This window comes from Ancylobacter sp. SL191, assembly GCF_026625645.1.
Classification (GTDB): domain Bacteria; phylum Pseudomonadota; class Alphaproteobacteria; order Rhizobiales; family Xanthobacteraceae; genus Ancylobacter.
The window spans coordinates 2,488,090-2,503,827 of record NZ_CP113056.1; the positions used below are offsets into that span (position 1 = coordinate 2,488,090).

The following is a 15,738-nucleotide window of genomic DNA, read 5'->3' on the forward strand; positions in this document are numbered from 1 at the left end:
GTGATCCGGGCCGGGTGATCAAGAACCGGACACGGGCGCGCGTCGATCGATCAATATTTAGTCTCGATCATCGTAGTTTGATGTGATTAAAATACCGCAATAACCAGAGGAGGCGGTGATGCTCATCACCAGAACGACACGTCATATTGCCGTTGCGGTGGCGCTGTGTGCGCTCGCTGCCCCCGTCGCCGCATCCGCGGCTGACAAGCCGAGCGCGGCTTTCCTGTATGTCGGTCCGCGTGCCGACAATGGCTGGACCTCGCGCCATGATGAGGCGCGTCTGTGTCTGGAAAAGGACGGCGTGCGCACCGCCTTCGTCGAGTCCGTTCCCGAGGGACCGGATGTTGCCCGCATCGAGCAGGAGTTCGTCGATCAGGGCTTCGACGTGGTGATCGCGACCGCCTTCGGCTACCAGCCCTTCACCCAGCAGGTGGCCAAGGCCAATCCCGACAAGCACTTTTTTGGCATCCTGCCGACCATCGCGCCGGCCGACAACATCCGCAATTATTACGGCAAGCTGTGGGACGGGCGCTATCTCACCGGCATCGTCGCCGGCAAGATGACCAAGACCAACAAGATCGGCTTTGTCGCCGCCCAGCCCATCCCCTCGGTGATCGCCGGTATCAACGCCTTCACCCTCGGCGTGAAATCGGTGAATCCGAAGGCCGAGGTGAACGTGGTGTGGACCCTGTCCTGGTTTGACCCGCCGGCCGAGAAGCAGGCGGCCGTCGCGCTGGTCGAGGCCGGCAATGACGTGATCGCCCAGCATCAGGACACCGGATCGGCGGCGCAGGGCGCGGCCGAGAAGGGGGCCTATGCCATCGGCTCGGAAGCCGACATGTCGAAGGTCGCCGGCCCCAAGGTGCTGACCGGCACGATGTGGGACTGGTGCGGCTACTACAAGAAGGCGCTCGCCAGCGTCGCGGACGGCAGCTTCAAGCCGGGCGACTATTATGGCGGGCTGGAGGACGGCATCGTCGCCCTCGCGCCCATGTCGCCGGACGTGCCGGCCGATGTCGTCGCTCTCGTCGAGGCCAAGAAGAAGGCGATCATCGACGGTTCGCTGGACTACTGGAAGGGTCCGCTCAAGGATAACACCGGCAAGGAGAAGGTTCCGGCCGGCGGGACGGTCACGCTGGGCGACCTGCAGGGTATCCAGTGGCTGGTCGAAGGCGTGAACGGGAAGCTGCCGACGAAATGATCATGGCGTCACGCCAGCAGGGCCTGCGGGACGGCGTTCCGCAGGCCGGTATAGACCCGGCGGGCGTGGAACCGCCGGCCGCCGCCTTTTTGCGGGTGCGTGGTGTCACCAAGCGCTTCGGCGCGCTTCTCGCCAATGACGACGTCTCCTTCGATGTCGCCGCCGGCGAGGTGGTGGCGCTGCTCGGCGAGAATGGCGCGGGCAAGTCCACCGCCATGAGCGTGCTGTGCGGGCTCTACCGGCCCGATTCAGGCGCGGTGGAACTCGACGGCGTACCGCTGGAGCTCGGCTCCCCCCGCGCCGCCGCCCGCGCCGGCATCGGCATGGTCCACCAGCAGTTCAAGCTTGTGGAGGCGCTGACCGCTTTCGAGAACCTCTCGCTGGCGCTCGACACCGGCCGCTTCCTTCAGCCGCGCGAGGCCTCCGCCGAACTGACGGCGCTGATGGCCGAGCTCGGCTTCGATCTCGATCTGTCGCGCCCTGTGCACGACATGCCGCTCTCGTCCCGCCAGCAACTGGAAATCCTGCGTGTGCTGGCGGTCGGCGCGCGGCTGCTGATCCTCGACGAGCCGACATCGGTGCTCTCGCCGCTGGAGACCGAGCAACTCTTCGCCATCGTCCGGCGCATCGCCGCGTCCGGGCGTTCGGTCATCTTCATCTCGCACAAGATCGCCGAGATCCAGCGCGTCGCCGACCGGCTGGTGGTCATGCGCGGCGGGCGCGTGGTGTTCGATGGTGCCGGCGCCGGGCGCTCGGCCGACGAGATTGCCGGCCTGATCGTCGGCGCGCGTAGCCATCGCAACGAGGCCCGGCCGGTCGCGGCGACCGGGCCGGTGCGCCTCTCCCTGCGCGGGGTCGGCGTTCGCGGCGACAATGGCCGGCCGCTGGTCGAGGATGTCTCGTTCGACGTGGCGGCGGGGGAACTCGTGGCGCTGGTCGGCGTCGCCGGCAATGGCCAGATCGAACTGATGGACATGATCGGCGGGCTGCGCCGACCGGGCTCCGGCACGGTCGACGCTCCCCGTCTGGGACACCGGCGCGGCTTTGCCTTCATTCCCGCCCAGCATCTCGGCACGGCTCTCGCGCCGGGCCTGCCGCTCGAGGACAATGCGCTGCTCGGCCACCAGCGCCGCCCCCCTTCGGCTGGTGGATGACGCCGGCCCGGCGCCGCGAGGAGGCTGCAAACGTGCTCGCCGCCTTCGGTGTCGTGGCCGGGGGCGCGACCGCCACGCGCAGCCTGTCCGGCGGCAATCTGCAGCGCATCGTGCTCGGCCGCGAACTCAGGAACGACCCATCCTTGATCGTCGCGAGCTATCCCACGCGTGGGCTCGACATCGCCTCGGCCGCGCAGATCCGCAACGCGCTGATTGCGCGGGCGGCGGCCGGCGCGGCGGTGCTCATGGCCTGCGAGGAACTGGAGGAATCGCTGGAAATCGCCACCCGCATCCTCGTCATGAGCGGCGGGCGCCTCATCGCCGACCGCCCGGCGACCGAGCTCGACCTTGCCTCGCTCGGGCGGCTGATTACCGCGAGCGGAGAACCCGCATGATCGGCCGGTTCCGCCTCATCGTCGAAGCTCGTCTCGACCGGCCGGGCCGGGTCGAGATCGCCCTGCGTCTCGCCGGTGGCACGCTGCTCGCCCTGGCGGCCGGCGCGATCATCATCGCCGCCTCCGGTGCCGACCCGCTCGTGGCGCTCACGGCCTTGTTGCGCGGCGGCTTCGGCACCAAGGCGGCGTTCTTCGGCACGCTGAACAAGGCGGTGCCGATCGGCCTGTGCGCGCTCGGCATCGCGCTCGCCGCCCGCGCCCGGCTGATCAATATTGGCGCTGAGGGGCAGTTCTTCTTCGGCGCCTTCGCCGCGACCGGGATCGGCCTGCACCTGCCGGCCGACACGCCCCATGTCCTCGCCGTCGGCCTCATACTCGCGGGCGGATTCGTCGCCGGGGCCATCTGGGCATCGCTGGCCGCCATACCCCGCGCGCTGCTCGGCATGAGCGAGGTGCTGTCCACGCTCATGCTCAACTATATCTGCCTGCTCTGGATCGGCTATCTCGTGCGTGGCCCGTGGAGCGACCCGGCGACCTTCTCTTTCCCCTATTCGCCGCCCATCCTCGCCGCTGGCCAGCTCAGGGCGCTGGACCGCGCCTGGTTCGGGCCGCTGCATGGCGGGTTCTTCCTCCTGCTGGCGGCGACATTGGCGCTGGTGCTGATCGATCGCGGCACGCGCTGGGGCTATGAGCTGCGCGTTTCCGGCGATGCCCCGCGGGCCGCGCTCTATGGCGGCATCCGCGCCGCCTTCATCATCGTCTCTGGCCTGTGCGCCGCCGGGGCGCTGGCGGGCATGGCCGGCGCGGTGGAAGTGGCGGCCTCGACCGGGCGGCTCCAGCTCGGCCTGTCGCCGGGCTATGGCTTCATGGGCATCATGGTGGCATGGCTCGCGGGCGGACGGCCCTTTGCCATCCTGCTGGTGTCGATCGCCTATGCCGGGCTGCTCAATGGCGGCTTCAGCCTGCAGGTCTCGCGCATTCCCGCCTCCATCAGCACCATATTGCAGGCGCTGATCCTGCTCTTCGCGCTGGGCGCGGCGACGCTCGCGGCCTATCGCATCCGCCTGGTACGCACGGTGAGGACGGCATGAACCTCGAACTGCTGCTGGCGGCGGCGCTGGTCTCGGCCACGCCCATCCTCTACGCCGCGCTCGGTGAGCTGCTGATCGAGCGCGCCGGCATTCTCAATCTCGGTATCGAAGGCATGATGCTGGTCGGGGCGGTGGCCGGCTTCGTGGTGACGCTCACCAGCGGCTCGGCCGTGCTCGGGCTCGCGGCGGCGGTCGGTGCCGGCATGCTGGCGGGGCTCGCCTTCGCGGTGAGCGTGGTGACGCTGCGCCTCGACCAGGTGGTCGCCGGCCTCGCCTTCACCGTGCTCGGCACCGGGCTTTCCGCCTTCATCGGCCAGGCCTATGTCGGCAAGGCGGCCGGCGCCCGGCTGCCGATGATCGACTGGGGGCCGCTGGCGGACATCCCGCTGCTCGGCACGCTGCTCTTCCGCCAGGATCCTCTGGTGCTGCTGGCGCTGCTGCTCGTCGTTCTGGTTCACCTGTTCATCGCCCGCACCCGACCGGGCCTGATCCTGCGCACACTTGGCGAAAGCCCGCAGACGCTCGACGCGCTCGGTCAGCCGGTGGCGGGGCTGCGCCTCATCTACACCATGCTCGGTGGCGGGCTGATCGGGCTCGGCGGGGCCTATCTCTCGGTGGTCTACACGCCCTCCTGGGTGGAGAACATGACCGCCGGGCGGGGCTGGATCGCGCTCGCCCTCGTCATTTTCGCGCGCTGGCGGGCGAGCTGGATCGCGCTCGGCGCCGGACTGTTCGGGCTGATCGACGCCTATCGCTTCCGCGCCCAGGTGGGGGGCGAGGCGCTGATCGACCCGCATTTCCTCAACATGCTGCCCTATGCCGCCACCCTCGTGGTGCTGGCGCTGACCAGCCGGGCCAGCCTGCGCCGCCGTTTCGGCGCGCCGGCCGCGCTCGGCATGCCCTATGACCGCGAACGCCGCTGAGGTTGACGATGCGCGCCTATATCGACGGAACGCCCCGCACTTTGGGCCCCGACTTCCTTCCCTTCTTCGACCCGTCAAAGACGGCCGTCATCTCCATCGACCTGCATCGCGGGCATCTCGAGGATTCGCCGGATTGCCCGTGTCCCGCGCCCCGCGTGCGCGAGATCGTGCCGGTGGTCGACGCCTTCCATGCGCAGGCCCGCGCGCTCGGCGTGCCGGTGATCCATGTGCGGGCGGTGCTGCGCAAGGGCGGCGTGGATGATGTGAAGGGGCTGAAAGCTGCCTGGCGCCTCGTCTTCCCGCTGCATGTCGGCCCGATCCCGAACGCCGATGAACACGCCATTCAGGGCACCCGGTGGAACGAGTTCGTCACCCATGTCGCGCCGGATGATCTGATCGTCGAGACCAAGAAGCGGCTCTCCGCCTTCTATCCTACCGATCTCGATTTCCTGCTGCGCAATCTCGGCACCCGCTCCGTCGTCATCAATGGCTGCCTGACCGATTGCTGCGTGCTCAACGCCGCCTTCGACGCCTCCAATCTCGGCTACAATGTCGTGGTGGCGCGCGACCTCGTGCGCGGCACCAACGCCGAGCTGGAGGACGCGGCGCTGCGCATCATGGCGATGCATGTCGGTATCGTCAGCGACAGCCGCGACATCGCGCAAGCCTGGGGTGCGCCGGGCTAAGCGAGCGGCGGCCAAGCGACGGCAGATATCGTTCATGCATGCTGCCGGCCGCAAGGGCCGGCAGCGGGTTGTCCTCGCGTCAGAGGGCGGCCAGTTCGGTGACGAACTTGGTGCGCAGGAACGCATCCAATCCCTCAATACCGCTCTCGGAGCCGTAGCCCGACTCGTTCACGCCGCCGAACGGCGTCTCGGGCGTGGAAACGGCCATGTGGTTGACGCCGACCAAGCCGGCGTCGAGCGCCTCCTCGGTGCGCGCGGCGAGGGCGCCGGAGCGGGTGAAGACGAAGGAAGCGAGGCCATAGGGCAGGGCGTTCGCCCGTTCGATCACCTCGTCGAAGCTCGCGAAGGAGGTGAGCGGCGCGATGGGACCGAAGGGCTCGGTCGACATGATGGCGGCGTCCGCCGGGACGTCCGCGAGCACGGTGGGGGCGAAGAAATGCCCCTGATTGCCGATGCGCCGGCCGCCCAGCTTCAGCGCCGCCCCCTTGGACACGGCATCGTTCACCAGCTCCTCCATCGCCGCGAGGCGGCGGCGGGCGATCATCGGGCCCATCTGGGTGCTGGCGTCGAGACCATTACCGACCTTCAGCGCGGAGGCGAGCTCGACGAAACGCTCGACGAAGGGCTGGTAGACCGCCTCATGGATGAAGAACCGCGTCGGCGAGGTGCAGACCTGCCCGGCATTGCGGAACTTGAAGGCGACCAGCGTGCGCGTGGCCAGATCCAGATCGGCGTCGCCATGAACGATGACCGGCGCATGGCCGCCCAGCTCCATTGTGCAGCGCTTCAGCGTGTTGGCGGACAGCCGGGCGAGCTGCTTGCCGACAGCGGTCGATCCGGTGAGCGTCACCGCCTTCGGGATGGGCGAAGCGAGCAGGACGTCGCTGACATGGGCCGGCTCACCGAACACGACGTTCAGCACGCCCGCCGGCAGGCCCGCCTCCTGGAAGCAGCGGGCGATGGCCACCGCCGTGCCCGGGGTCTCTTCCGCCGGCTTGATGATGATCGAGCAGCCCGCGCCCAGCGCGCCGGCAATCTTGCGGATGACATTGGAAGAGGGGAAGTTCCACGCGGCGAAACCGACCACCGGCCCCACCGGCTCCTTGATGACCATCTGGCGGACATTCGGCATGCGGGCGGGCACGAGGCGGCCATAGGCGCGCTTGCCTTCCTCGGCGTACCACCGGGTGGCGTCGGCGGCGAACTGCACCTCCGGCACGGCCTCGGCGAGAGGCTTGCCGTTCTCCAGCGTCAGCAGCCGCCCGATGCGCTCCTTGCGCGCCTCGATGAGGTCGGCCGCCTTCAGCATCAGCGTGTAGCGGGCCTGAGCGGTCATCGCCTTCCACACCTTGAAGCCGCGCTGCGCGGCCTCCAGCGCGCGGGCGAGATCGGCATCCGACGCGTGCGGCACGGAGCCGAGCACGGCCCCGGTCGCCGGGTTCTCCAGCACCTCGCTCTTGCCGTCGGAGCCCTGGCACCATGCGCCGTCGATCAGCAGCTCGATGGTTTCGTCGTACGTGGAAAGGTCGGTCATGATTGTCTCCAGGGCCCGAGAAGCAGGCGGGTCGATAATCGGTCTCAGCGGCAGAGGAAGCCGTCCGGCAGGGGGTCGCCTTGCGCGAGCACGAAGCGGTGCTCGCCGGTGATGTGCGCCAGCCCGACGATATGCGGTTCGATGGCGTCGGTGCGCCCCGCGATCGCGCGTGCCGTGGCGGTGAAGTCGACGTCGAGGATATTGCGGGTCCGGATCGGCTGGTCGAGGCCGATCTCGCCGCGCGCCACCAACTGCGCTAGGCGCGCCGAGGAACCGGTGCCGCAGGGCGAGCGGTCGAACTTGTTGGATTCGAGCACGACCAGCTGACGGCTGACCACGCCGGCCGCCTCGCTCTGCGCCTCGTAGAACAGGATGGAATCGATCGGCCGGGCGACGCCCGCCACCGCGCCGGCGGCGATCATCGCGTTCAACTCCGCCTTCAGCGCCGCGCCCGTCGCCAGGGCATGGGAGACGCCGGCGGGAGCAAGCTCCACACCGGCGGCGCGGGCCTCAACGAGGCCGTACCAGTTGCCGCCCCACACCACATCGGCGAGGACGCTCACTCCGCCGGCGGTGACGCCGACATCGCGGCAGGCGACATAAGCGGGGACGTTCTTGAAGGTGACAGCGGCAACAGCGCCGTCCCGGCGGTGGACATGGACGGTGATGACCCCGGCGGGCACCTCCAGCGTGAAGGAACTCGTCGGCTCCTGCGACGTGCCGATCAGGCCCATATGGTCGAGCGTGACGGCCAGACCGATGGTCGCGTGGCCGCACATCTCCAGATATTTGTAGCTGCCGAGGAAGAAGGCGCCGAAATCGGCGCGCGTGCTCTCGGTCATCACCACGCCCACCATTGCCGCATGGCCGCGCGGCTCATGCAGCAGGAAGGTGCGCAGGGCATCGAAGCGGGCGCGGAAATCCTCGGCGCGCGCCTCGACCGTGTCGCCGCGCAGCGGGGGCACGCCGCCGGTGACCACCCGCGTCGGATGGCCCGCCGTGTGGCTGTCGATGGTCGAGATCCAACGCCTGATTGCCATGTCGTCTTCCCCTACCGGCCGGACTTGATGGCGTCGGCGATCTTCTCGCCGGCCATGATCGTCGTCAGCATGGTGTTGGCGCTGATTACCGCGGGCATGATGGAGGCGTCGACCACGCGCAGCCCCTCGACGCCGATCACGCGCGCGGCACTGTCAACGACGGCGCGGCGGTCGTCGGCACGGCCGATCCGGCAGGTGCCCGAGGCGTGCCAGCTGCCGCAGGCATTCTCGCGGATCCAGGCGCGCAGCTGTTCGCGGTCGCCCATCATCTCGCCCGCCTTCAGGCCGGGGGTGATGACGTTCTCGATCATCAGTTTGCGCGACAGCGGGCCGGTGGCCATGATGCCGGCGGCCATCAGCGTCATGAACCAGTTGGCGCGGCTGACCGCGCCGAGCTTGCGCACCCGCTCGGAGAAGGTGGCGGGGAAGATGTTCTCGATCACCCCATCCATCGCCGGATCATTCACGATGCCCCAGAGCCGGTGCATCCCGTCCTCCAGCCGGCCGAGGTCGCGCTCGTCGGAAAGCTGGCGGAAATTGACGAAGGGCGCGGTCGCGGCATCGCGGCCGTTCAGCTTCACCTCGCCGGTCGAGTAGGGCCGGTTCACGCAGACGAGGATCGAGGCCAGCCGCCGGCCCAGCGGGTGCCAGGCCGCGCGGTTGGAAGGAAGCACGAACATGTCCCCCGGCGTCGTCTGCGGCAGGCCGGACGAGTAGCGGTAGCCGAGCTGGATATGCCGGCGCTGGCTCGCGGGCAGACGGGCGGATTTCGGCAGATAGGCGGCGAAGGCCACCATCGGGTGATCCTGCAGGTTCTGCCCGACGCCCGGCCGGTCGGCACGTACCGTGATGCCTTGTTCCTTCAGATGTGCCGCCGGGCCGATGCCGGCCCGCATGAGATGGGCCGGCGTCTGCAGCGCGCCGGTCGAAAGGATCACCTCGCGCGCCGTCAGCGTGGCAGAACCCTGAGGGCCGGCCGCCTTGAGCCCGGTGACACGCGCGCCGTCGAAGGTGAGTTCCGTCATCTCGGTTTCGGCGAGGATGGTCAGGTTGGGCCGGGCACGCACCTCGCGGGTGAGATAGGCGCGGGCGGTGGAGACCCGCTGACCATCGACATTGTTGATGGTCATCGGGAAATAGCCGTCGTCGAAGACGCCGTTATGGTCGCCGATGTTGCGGATGCCCTGCTTATCGAGGACGTCCGCGACGGTCCTGGCGAAGGGCGACCAGTCCTTCTGAGGGATCCGGCGCAGCGGCAGAGGCCCGTGGCTGCCATGGAGCTGGCTGTCGCCATAGTCGAGATCGGTCTCGAGCTTGCGGAAATAGGGCAGCACATCGTCCCAGCCCCAGCCCTCGGCGCCGTCCTCGCTCCAGTGGTCATAGTCCCAGGGCACGCCGCGAAAGGCGAACTGGCCGTTGATCGAGGTGCCCCCGCCCATCACCCGCGCCTGCTCATAGCGCCGACCTGCCGCGCCGGGCGCCGGATCGTTCAGGTGAACGGCGAGATTCTGCCAGTGATAGAGCCGGTTGAAATAGGCGACGATGGGGTAGGCATCGAGCGTGTCCGCCGGCTCGGCGCCGGGCGGGGTGTCGCGCCCGGCCTCGATCAGCGCGACCTTCAGGTTCGAGGATTCCGACAGCCGGCTCGCCAGCACGGCACCCGCCGCGCCGCCGCCGACGATGATGTAGTCATATGCGTGTTCGGACATGTTCTCAGCCGTGGTTAAGCCAGACGGTCTTGAAGCGCAGGAAGCCTTCAAGCCCCGCACGCCCCATTTCCTTGCCGAAGCCGGAGCCGGCGAAGCCGCCTTGCGGGGTTGCGAAGTCGGGCTGGCGACCATGGCCGTTGACCCAGACCGTGCCGGCGTTGAGGCGCGCCGGCAGCGCGAGCGCCTTGGCGGCACTGGTGGTGTAGAGGCTGGCGGCGAGCGCGTAGCTGGGATGGTTGGCCATCGCCAGCGCCTCCTCCTCGTCGTCATAGGCATAGATGGACAGCACCGGGCCGAAGAACTCCTCCCGGAAGCCGACCGAGGTGTCGGGCACGCCAGCGAGCACGGTCGGCTCCACATAGGCGCCGGCGTTCATGCTGGCGCAGCGCCGGCCACCGGTGAGAACGCGCGCGCCATCCGCCACCGTCTGCGCGATCATGCGGTCGATGCGCGCCGCCTGTTTCTCGCTGATGATGGGCGGCAGGTTCGCCCGCGTGTCCCAGGTGGGGCCGGCGATCCGCTCCTGCGCAAGGGCGATGATGCGCCCGGTGAGGTCGTCGAGCAGGCGGCGCGGGGCGATCAGCCGGGAACCGGCGGTGCAGACCTGGCCGGCATTGGCGAGGAAGCCGCCGGCGATGGTGGCAGCGAGCACGTCGAGATCATGCGCATCGTCCATGACCAGCTGGGGCGTCTTGCCGCCGAGTTCCAGCGTCAACGGCTTGGTGCCGGTCATCGCCGCGTCCGCCATCACCCGCGCGCCGGTGGCGGAAGAGCCGGTGAAGGTGATCTTTCCGGTCAGCGGGTGGCGCACCAGCGCCGAGCCGGTGGCGCCCGCGCCCTGCACCACGTTGAACAGGCCGGCCGGCAGGCCGGCCTCGATGGCCAGCTCGGCGATCATCACCGCCGAGGAGGGCGTCAGCTCGGAGGGCTTCAGCACCACCGCATTGCCGGTGGCCAGCGCCGGTGCGGACTTCCAGATGGCGTTGATCGCCGGGAAGTTGAACGGCGCGATGGAGGCGATGACGCCATAGGGCTCAGGCTTCAGGAAGGTGGTGCCGCTGTTCGCCCCGGCGATCAGCGAGCCCTCGATCTTGTCGGCCCATTCGGCGAAATAGCGCACGGCGCCCGCCGCGCGGACGAGGTCGCGGGTGATGACGTCGGCCACCGGCCGGGTCGTCGTCGCCGCTTCCAGCCGCCCGAGCTCGGTGCGCCGCGCGTCGATCAGGTCGGCCCACGCCTTGAGCACCCGCGCCCGCTCCAGCGCGGTTGCGCTCGCCCAGCCGGAGGCGGTGCGGGCCTGCGCGGCGTTGCGCATCGCCTCGTCCACCAGCGCCTCGTCCGCCGCCCGGATCGTGCCGATGGTGGCACCATCCGAGGGACGAACGAGCGCGATCTCCGCGCCATCGCCGGCGACGCGCCGACCGCCGATCAGGTGATCGGTGAGGACGGCGACGCCATTCGGATCGAAATCGTGGGACATGAGCCTCTCCTGCACCCGGTTCCTCAGACGCCCGTCAGGCGGAAGCCCTGCTGGAACGGGTCGTTGGGATCGAGGAAGAAGTTGAAGCTGCCGGTCAGGTAGGCCGAGCCGGTGACGGTGCAGCGGATCGCCGGCAGTTCGCCGACGGTGGCCTCGCCGTGGATCTTGCCGGTGAACACGGTGTCGAGGATGCCGGCATGGCGGAAGGTGTCGCCGACCTTCAGCTCGCCCTTGCCGTGCAGCATCGCCATGCGCGAGGCGGTGCCGGTGCCGCAGGGCGAGCGGTCGATCACGGTCGGCGGGCAGACCACGACATTCTTGCCGTCGAAGCGCACCCCGTCACCCTCGCCGACGATCTCGATCTGGTAGATCTCGTTGACATGGGCGAGGGTCGGGTGCTGGACCGGGATGTCCTTTAGGCCGGCGCGCAGTTCGGCGGCCGCGCTGACGAGGGCCCAGGCATTGTCCGTGGTCAGGTCGAGACCGAGGTCCGAACCCTTGACGATGAGGTAGAAATCGCCGCCGAAGGCGATGTCGGCGCGCACCGTGCCGAAGCTCTTGGTCGGCACCATCACATCGCGCTGGTAGAGGAAGCTCAGCGGCATCTCCAGCGTGACAGTGACGGCGCGGCCATTCTCCACCTGCACCCGCGCCGGCACGACGCCGGCCGGGGTATCGAGCCGCACCAGCGTCTCGCCTTCCTGCGCGGTGATGTAGCCGGCCTCCACCGCGATGGTCGCCACCGCCATGGCGCAGTGGCCGCACATGGGAGGATAGGTGTCCGGCTCAAGGATGAGCATGCCGATGTCGGCATCGGGCGAGCAGGCTTCCGTGAGCACGGCGGCCGGCATGTTGAACGAGCCGCGCGGCTCGAACAGCACGAGCTGGCGCAGCCAGTCGCGGCTCATGAGATCGGCGCGCTTCTCCACCATGGTGGCGCCGCGGATCGGCCCGAAGCCGGAGGTGATGAGGCGCAGCGGGCAGCCAGCGGTGTGGGAATCGATGCCCTGAATGATGCGGGTCGAGCGCATGATGTGTGTCCGTTCAGGCGAGCGTGTTGATGAGGGCGGCGACGTCGGCGTCGGCGAGGATCTTCGCCACATTGGCCTGCTGCGCGTCGGTGAAGGGCAGCAGCGGCTCGCGCGGAATGCCGACCGGCTGGCCGAGCGCGTTCATCGCCGCCTTGATGCCGGCATAGAAGCTGCCGCTCTTGAAGCAGCGATAGATGGCGAACAGCGCCGGCTCCAGCTTGTCCGCCGTGGCGGCGTCGCCCGAGGCGCAGGCGTCGAAATAGGCGCGCACGAGGCGGCCGGAGAGCTGGTGCGCCATCGCCACCACGCCGACCACGCCCAGCGGCAGCGAGGAGCGGATCATCGTCTCATAGCCGACGAACACCGCCAGCTCGCCCTTCACCTTCTGGCACAGCTCAGCGACCTGCTGGATGTCGCCGGAGGAGTCCTTGATCGCCACCACATTGGGGATCTCGGCGAGGCGCGCCACCAGATCGGGGGTGATGTTGACGCCGATGCGCACGGGGCTGTTGTAGAGCATCACCGGCAGGCCGGAGGCGGCGCAGATGCGGCGGTAGAAGTGCTCGGCCTCGCGCAGATCCGGCTTGGCGTAGATGGGGGGTAGGGCCAGAATGCCGTCGCAGCCGGTGGTCTCGGCGGCCTTGGTCAGCTCCACCACCACATCGGTGTGAAGGTCGGAGACGCCCGCCAGCACCGGCACGCGGCCGGCGGCGACCTTCACGGTCGCCTCGAACAGCTTCACCCGCTCGGCGACGCTCATGGCGTAGAACTCGCCCGTGGAGCCACAGACGATCAGGCCGTCGGCGCCATTGGCGATGTTGGCCTCGGCCAGGGCCTCGAAGCGTGGAAAGTCGATGGGCCCCTCGGGCAGGAAGGGCGTGACGAGGACACTGTGAATGCCGTGCCAGGTGGTCTTGGTCATGTGCGGTCTCGGCGTTTGAACGGGGGTGTCGGGACAAAGCGGGGGCGTGGCACGCGTGGGGGCATGCATCGCCGGTCAGGTGGTTCGGGAAGCGCCGGCCGGCGCGTCAGCTGTCGAGGAGCGGGCGCATCAGTTCGGCGGTGGCGTGGAAGCGGTTGACGAAGCCGCGCACCCGTTCGTTGGTCGGATGCAGCAGTACCTCGTGCGGCGTGCCCTGCGCGGCGACGGCGCCCTGGTCGAGGAAAACAACCCGCGTGGCCACCTCCAGCGCAAAGCCGAGCTCGTGCGTGACGACCAGCATCGTCATGCCTTCGCGGGCCAGCGTGATCATGGTGTTGAGCACCTCGCCGACCAGTTCCGGATCGAGCGCCGAGGTCGGCTCGTCGAACAGCATCAGCGAGGGGCGCATGTTGAGGGCGCGGGCAATGGAGACGCGCTGCTTCTGCCCGCCCGAGAGGCGGCCGGGCATGCGATCCGCGAAATCCACCATGCCGACCTTGGCGAGCAGATCGAGCGCGCGGGCGCGGTTGGTGGCGTCATCTTCGCCCAGAACCGTGCGCGGGCCTTCCATCACATTCGCCAGTACATTCATGTGCGGAAACAGGTTGAACTGCTGGAACACCATGCCGACGCGGCTGCGCATCGCCGCGACGTCACGGGCGCCGATGCGGGCATTGTCACGTCCATCCGGCGCCCGGTCGAAGATCGCCGCGCCGTCGATGGCGATCCGGCCGGAGGACGGTTGTTCGAGAAGGTTCACGCAGCGCAGCAGCGTGGTCTTTCCAGAACCGGAGGAGCCGAGCAGGGCCACCACTTCGCCGGGATAGACGGTGAGGTCGATGCCCTTGAGAACCTCGTGAGCGCCGAAGGATTTACGCAGGTTGCGCATCTCGACCAGCGGCGCGGCGTCGGAGGGAAGACGGGTCATGGTTCGCGTCCTCTCAATGGCTGCGCATCTCGAGCCGGCGCGCGAGATAGTTGGAGGGAATGAGGATGGCGAGAAAGATGAGGCCCACCACTGTGTAGACTTCCATCGGCCGGTAGGTGAACGAGGACACGTAGCTCGCCTGGTAAAGCAGGTCCGGCACCGTGAGCACCGAGAGCAGCGTGGTGTTCTTCATCTGGATGATGGTCTGGCCCGCCAACGGCGGCACCATCTGGCGCAAGGCCTGGGGCAGGATGATGCGCCGCATCGCCTGCCACGAGCGCATGCCCAGCGCCTTGGCCGCATCCGCCTGCCCGTGATCGAGCGACTGGATGCCGGCGCGCAGGATCTCGGCATAATAGGCCCCGCCATAGAGGCTGAGCGCGAGAATGCCGGCGGCCTGCTTGGAAATGTTGATGCCGGCGAAGATCGGCAGCGCGTAATAGCTCCACAGCAGCCATACCAGCAAAGGCACGTTGCGGAAGAACTCCACGAACAACAGGCCGATGAGACGCACAGCCTTCAGCGGGGAGAGCTGCGCCAGAGCGATGACGAGACCAACGATCAGCCCCAGCACGCAGGTGAGCACCGTGTACTCGAGGGTGACCACGAGTCCCCAGGCAAACAGATGAACGTTTTGGGTGATGACGGACCAGTCGAACACGGTTGCGGCCTTAGCAGACGAGGGGGCTGAGCCGGTGCCGACGGGAGGCCGGCACCGGAGGTCGGCATCAGAAGTTGAACTCGGCCGGCAGCACGGAGAGGTCGATGCCGCGGGCTTCGAAGGCCTTGCGCAGCTTGCCCTGCGCCAGGCCAAGGGCGCGCTGCTGGTTCACCCAGTTGGTGAGCCAGTTCTCATAGCCCTCATTGCCGTCCTCGCGGCGGACGCCGATCGTCGCCGGGTTGAGCAGCATCGGGCTCGGCAGCACGATCTGGCCATTGACCGCCTTGGCGACGTCGATGGCGTCGAACACGGCGAGGATCATCGCATCGGCCCGGTTCGCCTGCAGCTCCATCAGGCCGAGCGGGCGGTCTTCCACCACGATGATGTTGGCCTTGGGGGTGAGCGCCTCGGCGACTACCTGCATGGTGCCGCCCTTCTGCACGACAATGCGCACCGACGGGTCGTTCAGCTCGGCCCAGGTCTTCTTGGTGAAGCCCGGCTTGGTGACGATGGCCCAGGCATCGGTGAACAGCGGTACGCTGAGATAGTCGACGACAAGGCCGCGCTTGGGATTGGGGTTCAGGCCGAAGGCAATGTCGATCTTGTTGGCCTGGAAGTCGGCGGCGAGGTTGCCCCAGGTGGTTTCCACCGGCACGACCTTGACGCCGAGCAGCGTCGCGATGTCGTTCGCCCAGTCGACATAGAAGCCGCTCCACGCGCCGGTGTTGCGGTCGCGGATATAGCCGGGCTCCTCGCCGATCATCACGGGCACGCGCAGTTCGCCGCTCTTGCGGATGCGGTCGATCACGAGGTTCGGGTCCGCCGCGAAAGCGGACTGGAACGTCGAGAGCGCCACGATGAAGGCCGATAGGAGCATCAGCATGGCATGGCGCAGTGTTCGGTTGGGCTGCGTATAGGCGGCCGGAAGCGGCCGCTGAAGAGCGGTGATCATCGTCTGTTCCCTGATTTTCCTGGCTTTGTCT

Annotated in this window: 15 protein-coding genes; 6 read left to right on the plus strand and 9 right to left on the minus strand. The window is 68.4% G+C overall.

Features of this window, described 5'->3' with window-relative positions:
- Nucleotides 1-118 precede the first annotated feature (118 nt).
- From OU996_RS11245 to OU996_RS11270, 6 genes are read left to right on the plus strand one after another with little or no spacing between them, the layout of a single operon-like run.
- Nucleotides 119-1,201, plus strand: coding sequence for a BMP family ABC transporter substrate-binding protein (locus OU996_RS11245; protein ID WP_267581691.1), 1,083 nt, complete (start codon nucleotides 119-121; stop codon nucleotides 1,199-1,201).
- A gap of 2 nt (nucleotides 1,202-1,203) precedes the next feature.
- Complete coding sequence (locus OU996_RS11250) at nucleotides 1,204-2,355, plus strand: ATP-binding cassette domain-containing protein (RefSeq protein WP_267581692.1); 1,152 nt, start codon at nucleotides 1,204-1,206, stop codon at nucleotides 2,353-2,355.
- 32 nt (nucleotides 2,356-2,387) lie between these two features.
- Nucleotides 2,388-2,750 carry a hypothetical protein gene (locus tag OU996_RS11255; protein ID WP_267581693.1) on the plus strand — a complete coding sequence of 121 codons (363 nt, stop codon included), beginning with the start codon at nucleotides 2,388-2,390 and terminating at the stop codon, nucleotides 2,748-2,750.
- Entirely contained in the window at nucleotides 2,747-3,841 is a 1,095-nt protein-coding gene (locus tag OU996_RS11260) for an ABC transporter permease (protein ID WP_267581694.1), read from the plus strand. The genes OU996_RS11255 and OU996_RS11260 overlap by 4 nt, the downstream gene beginning before the upstream one ends.
- Entirely contained in the window at nucleotides 3,838-4,764 is a 927-nt protein-coding gene (locus OU996_RS11265; RefSeq protein ID WP_267581695.1) for an ABC transporter permease, read from the plus strand. Before OU996_RS11260 ends, OU996_RS11265 begins: the two co-directional genes overlap by 4 nt.
- 8 nt (nucleotides 4,765-4,772) lie before the next feature.
- Nucleotides 4,773-5,450 (plus strand): cysteine hydrolase family protein, encoded by a 678-nt coding sequence (locus OU996_RS11270; protein WP_267581696.1) that lies wholly within the window; start codon nucleotides 4,773-4,775, stop codon nucleotides 5,448-5,450.
- A 79-nt stretch (nucleotides 5,451-5,529) separates the two neighbouring features.
- Here the strand turns inward: OU996_RS11270 and OU996_RS11275 are convergent, their stop codons facing one another.
- The 9 genes from OU996_RS11275 to OU996_RS11315 all read right to left on the minus strand — a co-directional run bounded on the left by OU996_RS11275 (nucleotide 5,530) and on the right by OU996_RS11315 (nucleotide 15,707).
- Complete coding sequence (locus OU996_RS11275) at nucleotides 5,530-6,984, minus strand: NAD-dependent succinate-semialdehyde dehydrogenase (RefSeq protein WP_267581697.1); 1,455 nt, start codon at nucleotides 6,982-6,984, stop codon at nucleotides 5,530-5,532.
- A 44-nt stretch (nucleotides 6,985-7,028) separates the two neighbouring features.
- Nucleotides 7,029-8,024 carry a proline racemase family protein gene (locus OU996_RS11280; RefSeq protein WP_267581698.1) on the minus strand — a complete coding sequence of 332 codons (996 nt, stop codon included), beginning with the start codon at nucleotides 8,022-8,024 and terminating at the stop codon, nucleotides 7,029-7,031.
- 11 nt (nucleotides 8,025-8,035) lie between these two features.
- Nucleotides 8,036-9,733, minus strand: a complete 1,698-nt coding sequence (locus OU996_RS11285) for a GMC family oxidoreductase (protein ID WP_267581699.1) — start codon at nucleotides 9,731-9,733, stop codon at nucleotides 8,036-8,038.
- Nucleotides 9,734-9,737: 4 nt separating this feature from the next.
- Entirely contained in the window at nucleotides 9,738-11,213 is a 1,476-nt protein-coding gene (locus OU996_RS11290) for an aldehyde dehydrogenase family protein (protein WP_267581700.1), read from the minus strand.
- A gap of 23 nt (nucleotides 11,214-11,236) precedes the next feature.
- Nucleotides 11,237-12,244 carry a proline racemase family protein gene (locus OU996_RS11295; RefSeq protein WP_267581701.1) on the minus strand — a complete coding sequence of 336 codons (1,008 nt, stop codon included), beginning with the start codon at nucleotides 12,242-12,244 and terminating at the stop codon, nucleotides 11,237-11,239.
- A 13-nt stretch (nucleotides 12,245-12,257) separates the two neighbouring features.
- Nucleotides 12,258-13,166 (minus strand): 4-hydroxy-tetrahydrodipicolinate synthase, encoded by a 909-nt coding sequence (gene dapA, locus OU996_RS11300; protein WP_267581702.1) that lies wholly within the window; start codon nucleotides 13,164-13,166, stop codon nucleotides 12,258-12,260.
- A gap of 106 nt (nucleotides 13,167-13,272) precedes the next feature.
- Complete coding sequence (locus OU996_RS11305) at nucleotides 13,273-14,094, minus strand: amino acid ABC transporter ATP-binding protein (protein WP_267581703.1); 822 nt, start codon at nucleotides 14,092-14,094, stop codon at nucleotides 13,273-13,275.
- Nucleotides 14,095-14,107: 13 nt separating this feature from the next.
- Nucleotides 14,108-14,755, minus strand: a complete 648-nt coding sequence (locus OU996_RS11310; RefSeq protein ID WP_267581704.1) for an amino acid ABC transporter permease — start codon at nucleotides 14,753-14,755, stop codon at nucleotides 14,108-14,110.
- A 67-nt stretch (nucleotides 14,756-14,822) separates the two neighbouring features.
- Nucleotides 14,823-15,707 carry a transporter substrate-binding domain-containing protein gene (locus OU996_RS11315; RefSeq protein WP_267581705.1) on the minus strand — a complete coding sequence of 295 codons (885 nt, stop codon included), beginning with the start codon at nucleotides 15,705-15,707 and terminating at the stop codon, nucleotides 14,823-14,825.
- Nucleotides 15,708-15,738 lie beyond the last annotated feature (31 nt).

Coding starts and splice junctions, on each gene's coding strand:
- OU996_RS11305 (WP_267581703.1), bottom strand. CDS start 14,094: ATGACCCGTCTTCCCTCCGACGCCGCGCCGCTGGTCGAGATGCGCAAC.
- OU996_RS11265 (WP_267581695.1), top strand. CDS start 3,838: ATGAACCTCGAACTGCTGCTGGCGGCGGCGCTGGTCTCGGCCACGCCC.
- OU996_RS11285 (WP_267581699.1), bottom strand. CDS start 9,733: ATGTCCGAACACGCATATGACTACATCATCGTCGGCGGCGGCGCGGCG.
- OU996_RS11245 (WP_267581691.1), top strand. CDS start 119: ATGCTCATCACCAGAACGACACGTCATATTGCCGTTGCGGTGGCGCTG.
- OU996_RS11295 (WP_267581701.1), bottom strand. CDS start 12,244: ATGCGCTCGACCCGCATCATTCAGGGCATCGATTCCCACACCGCTGGC.
- OU996_RS11270 (WP_267581696.1), top strand. CDS start 4,773: ATGCGCGCCTATATCGACGGAACGCCCCGCACTTTGGGCCCCGACTTC.
- OU996_RS11275 (WP_267581697.1), bottom strand. CDS start 6,984: ATGACCGACCTTTCCACGTACGACGAAACCATCGAGCTGCTGATCGAC.
- OU996_RS11315 (WP_267581705.1), bottom strand. CDS start 15,707: ATGATCACCGCTCTTCAGCGGCCGCTTCCGGCCGCCTATACGCAGCCC.
- dapA (WP_267581702.1), bottom strand. CDS start 13,166: ATGACCAAGACCACCTGGCACGGCATTCACAGTGTCCTCGTCACGCCC.
- OU996_RS11250 (WP_267581692.1), top strand. CDS start 1,204: ATGGCGTCACGCCAGCAGGGCCTGCGGGACGGCGTTCCGCAGGCCGGT.
- OU996_RS11280 (WP_267581698.1), bottom strand. CDS start 8,024: ATGGCAATCAGGCGTTGGATCTCGACCATCGACAGCCACACGGCGGGC.
- OU996_RS11260 (WP_267581694.1), top strand. CDS start 2,747: ATGATCGGCCGGTTCCGCCTCATCGTCGAAGCTCGTCTCGACCGGCCG.
- OU996_RS11290 (WP_267581700.1), bottom strand. CDS start 11,213: ATGTCCCACGATTTCGATCCGAATGGCGTCGCCGTCCTCACCGATCAC.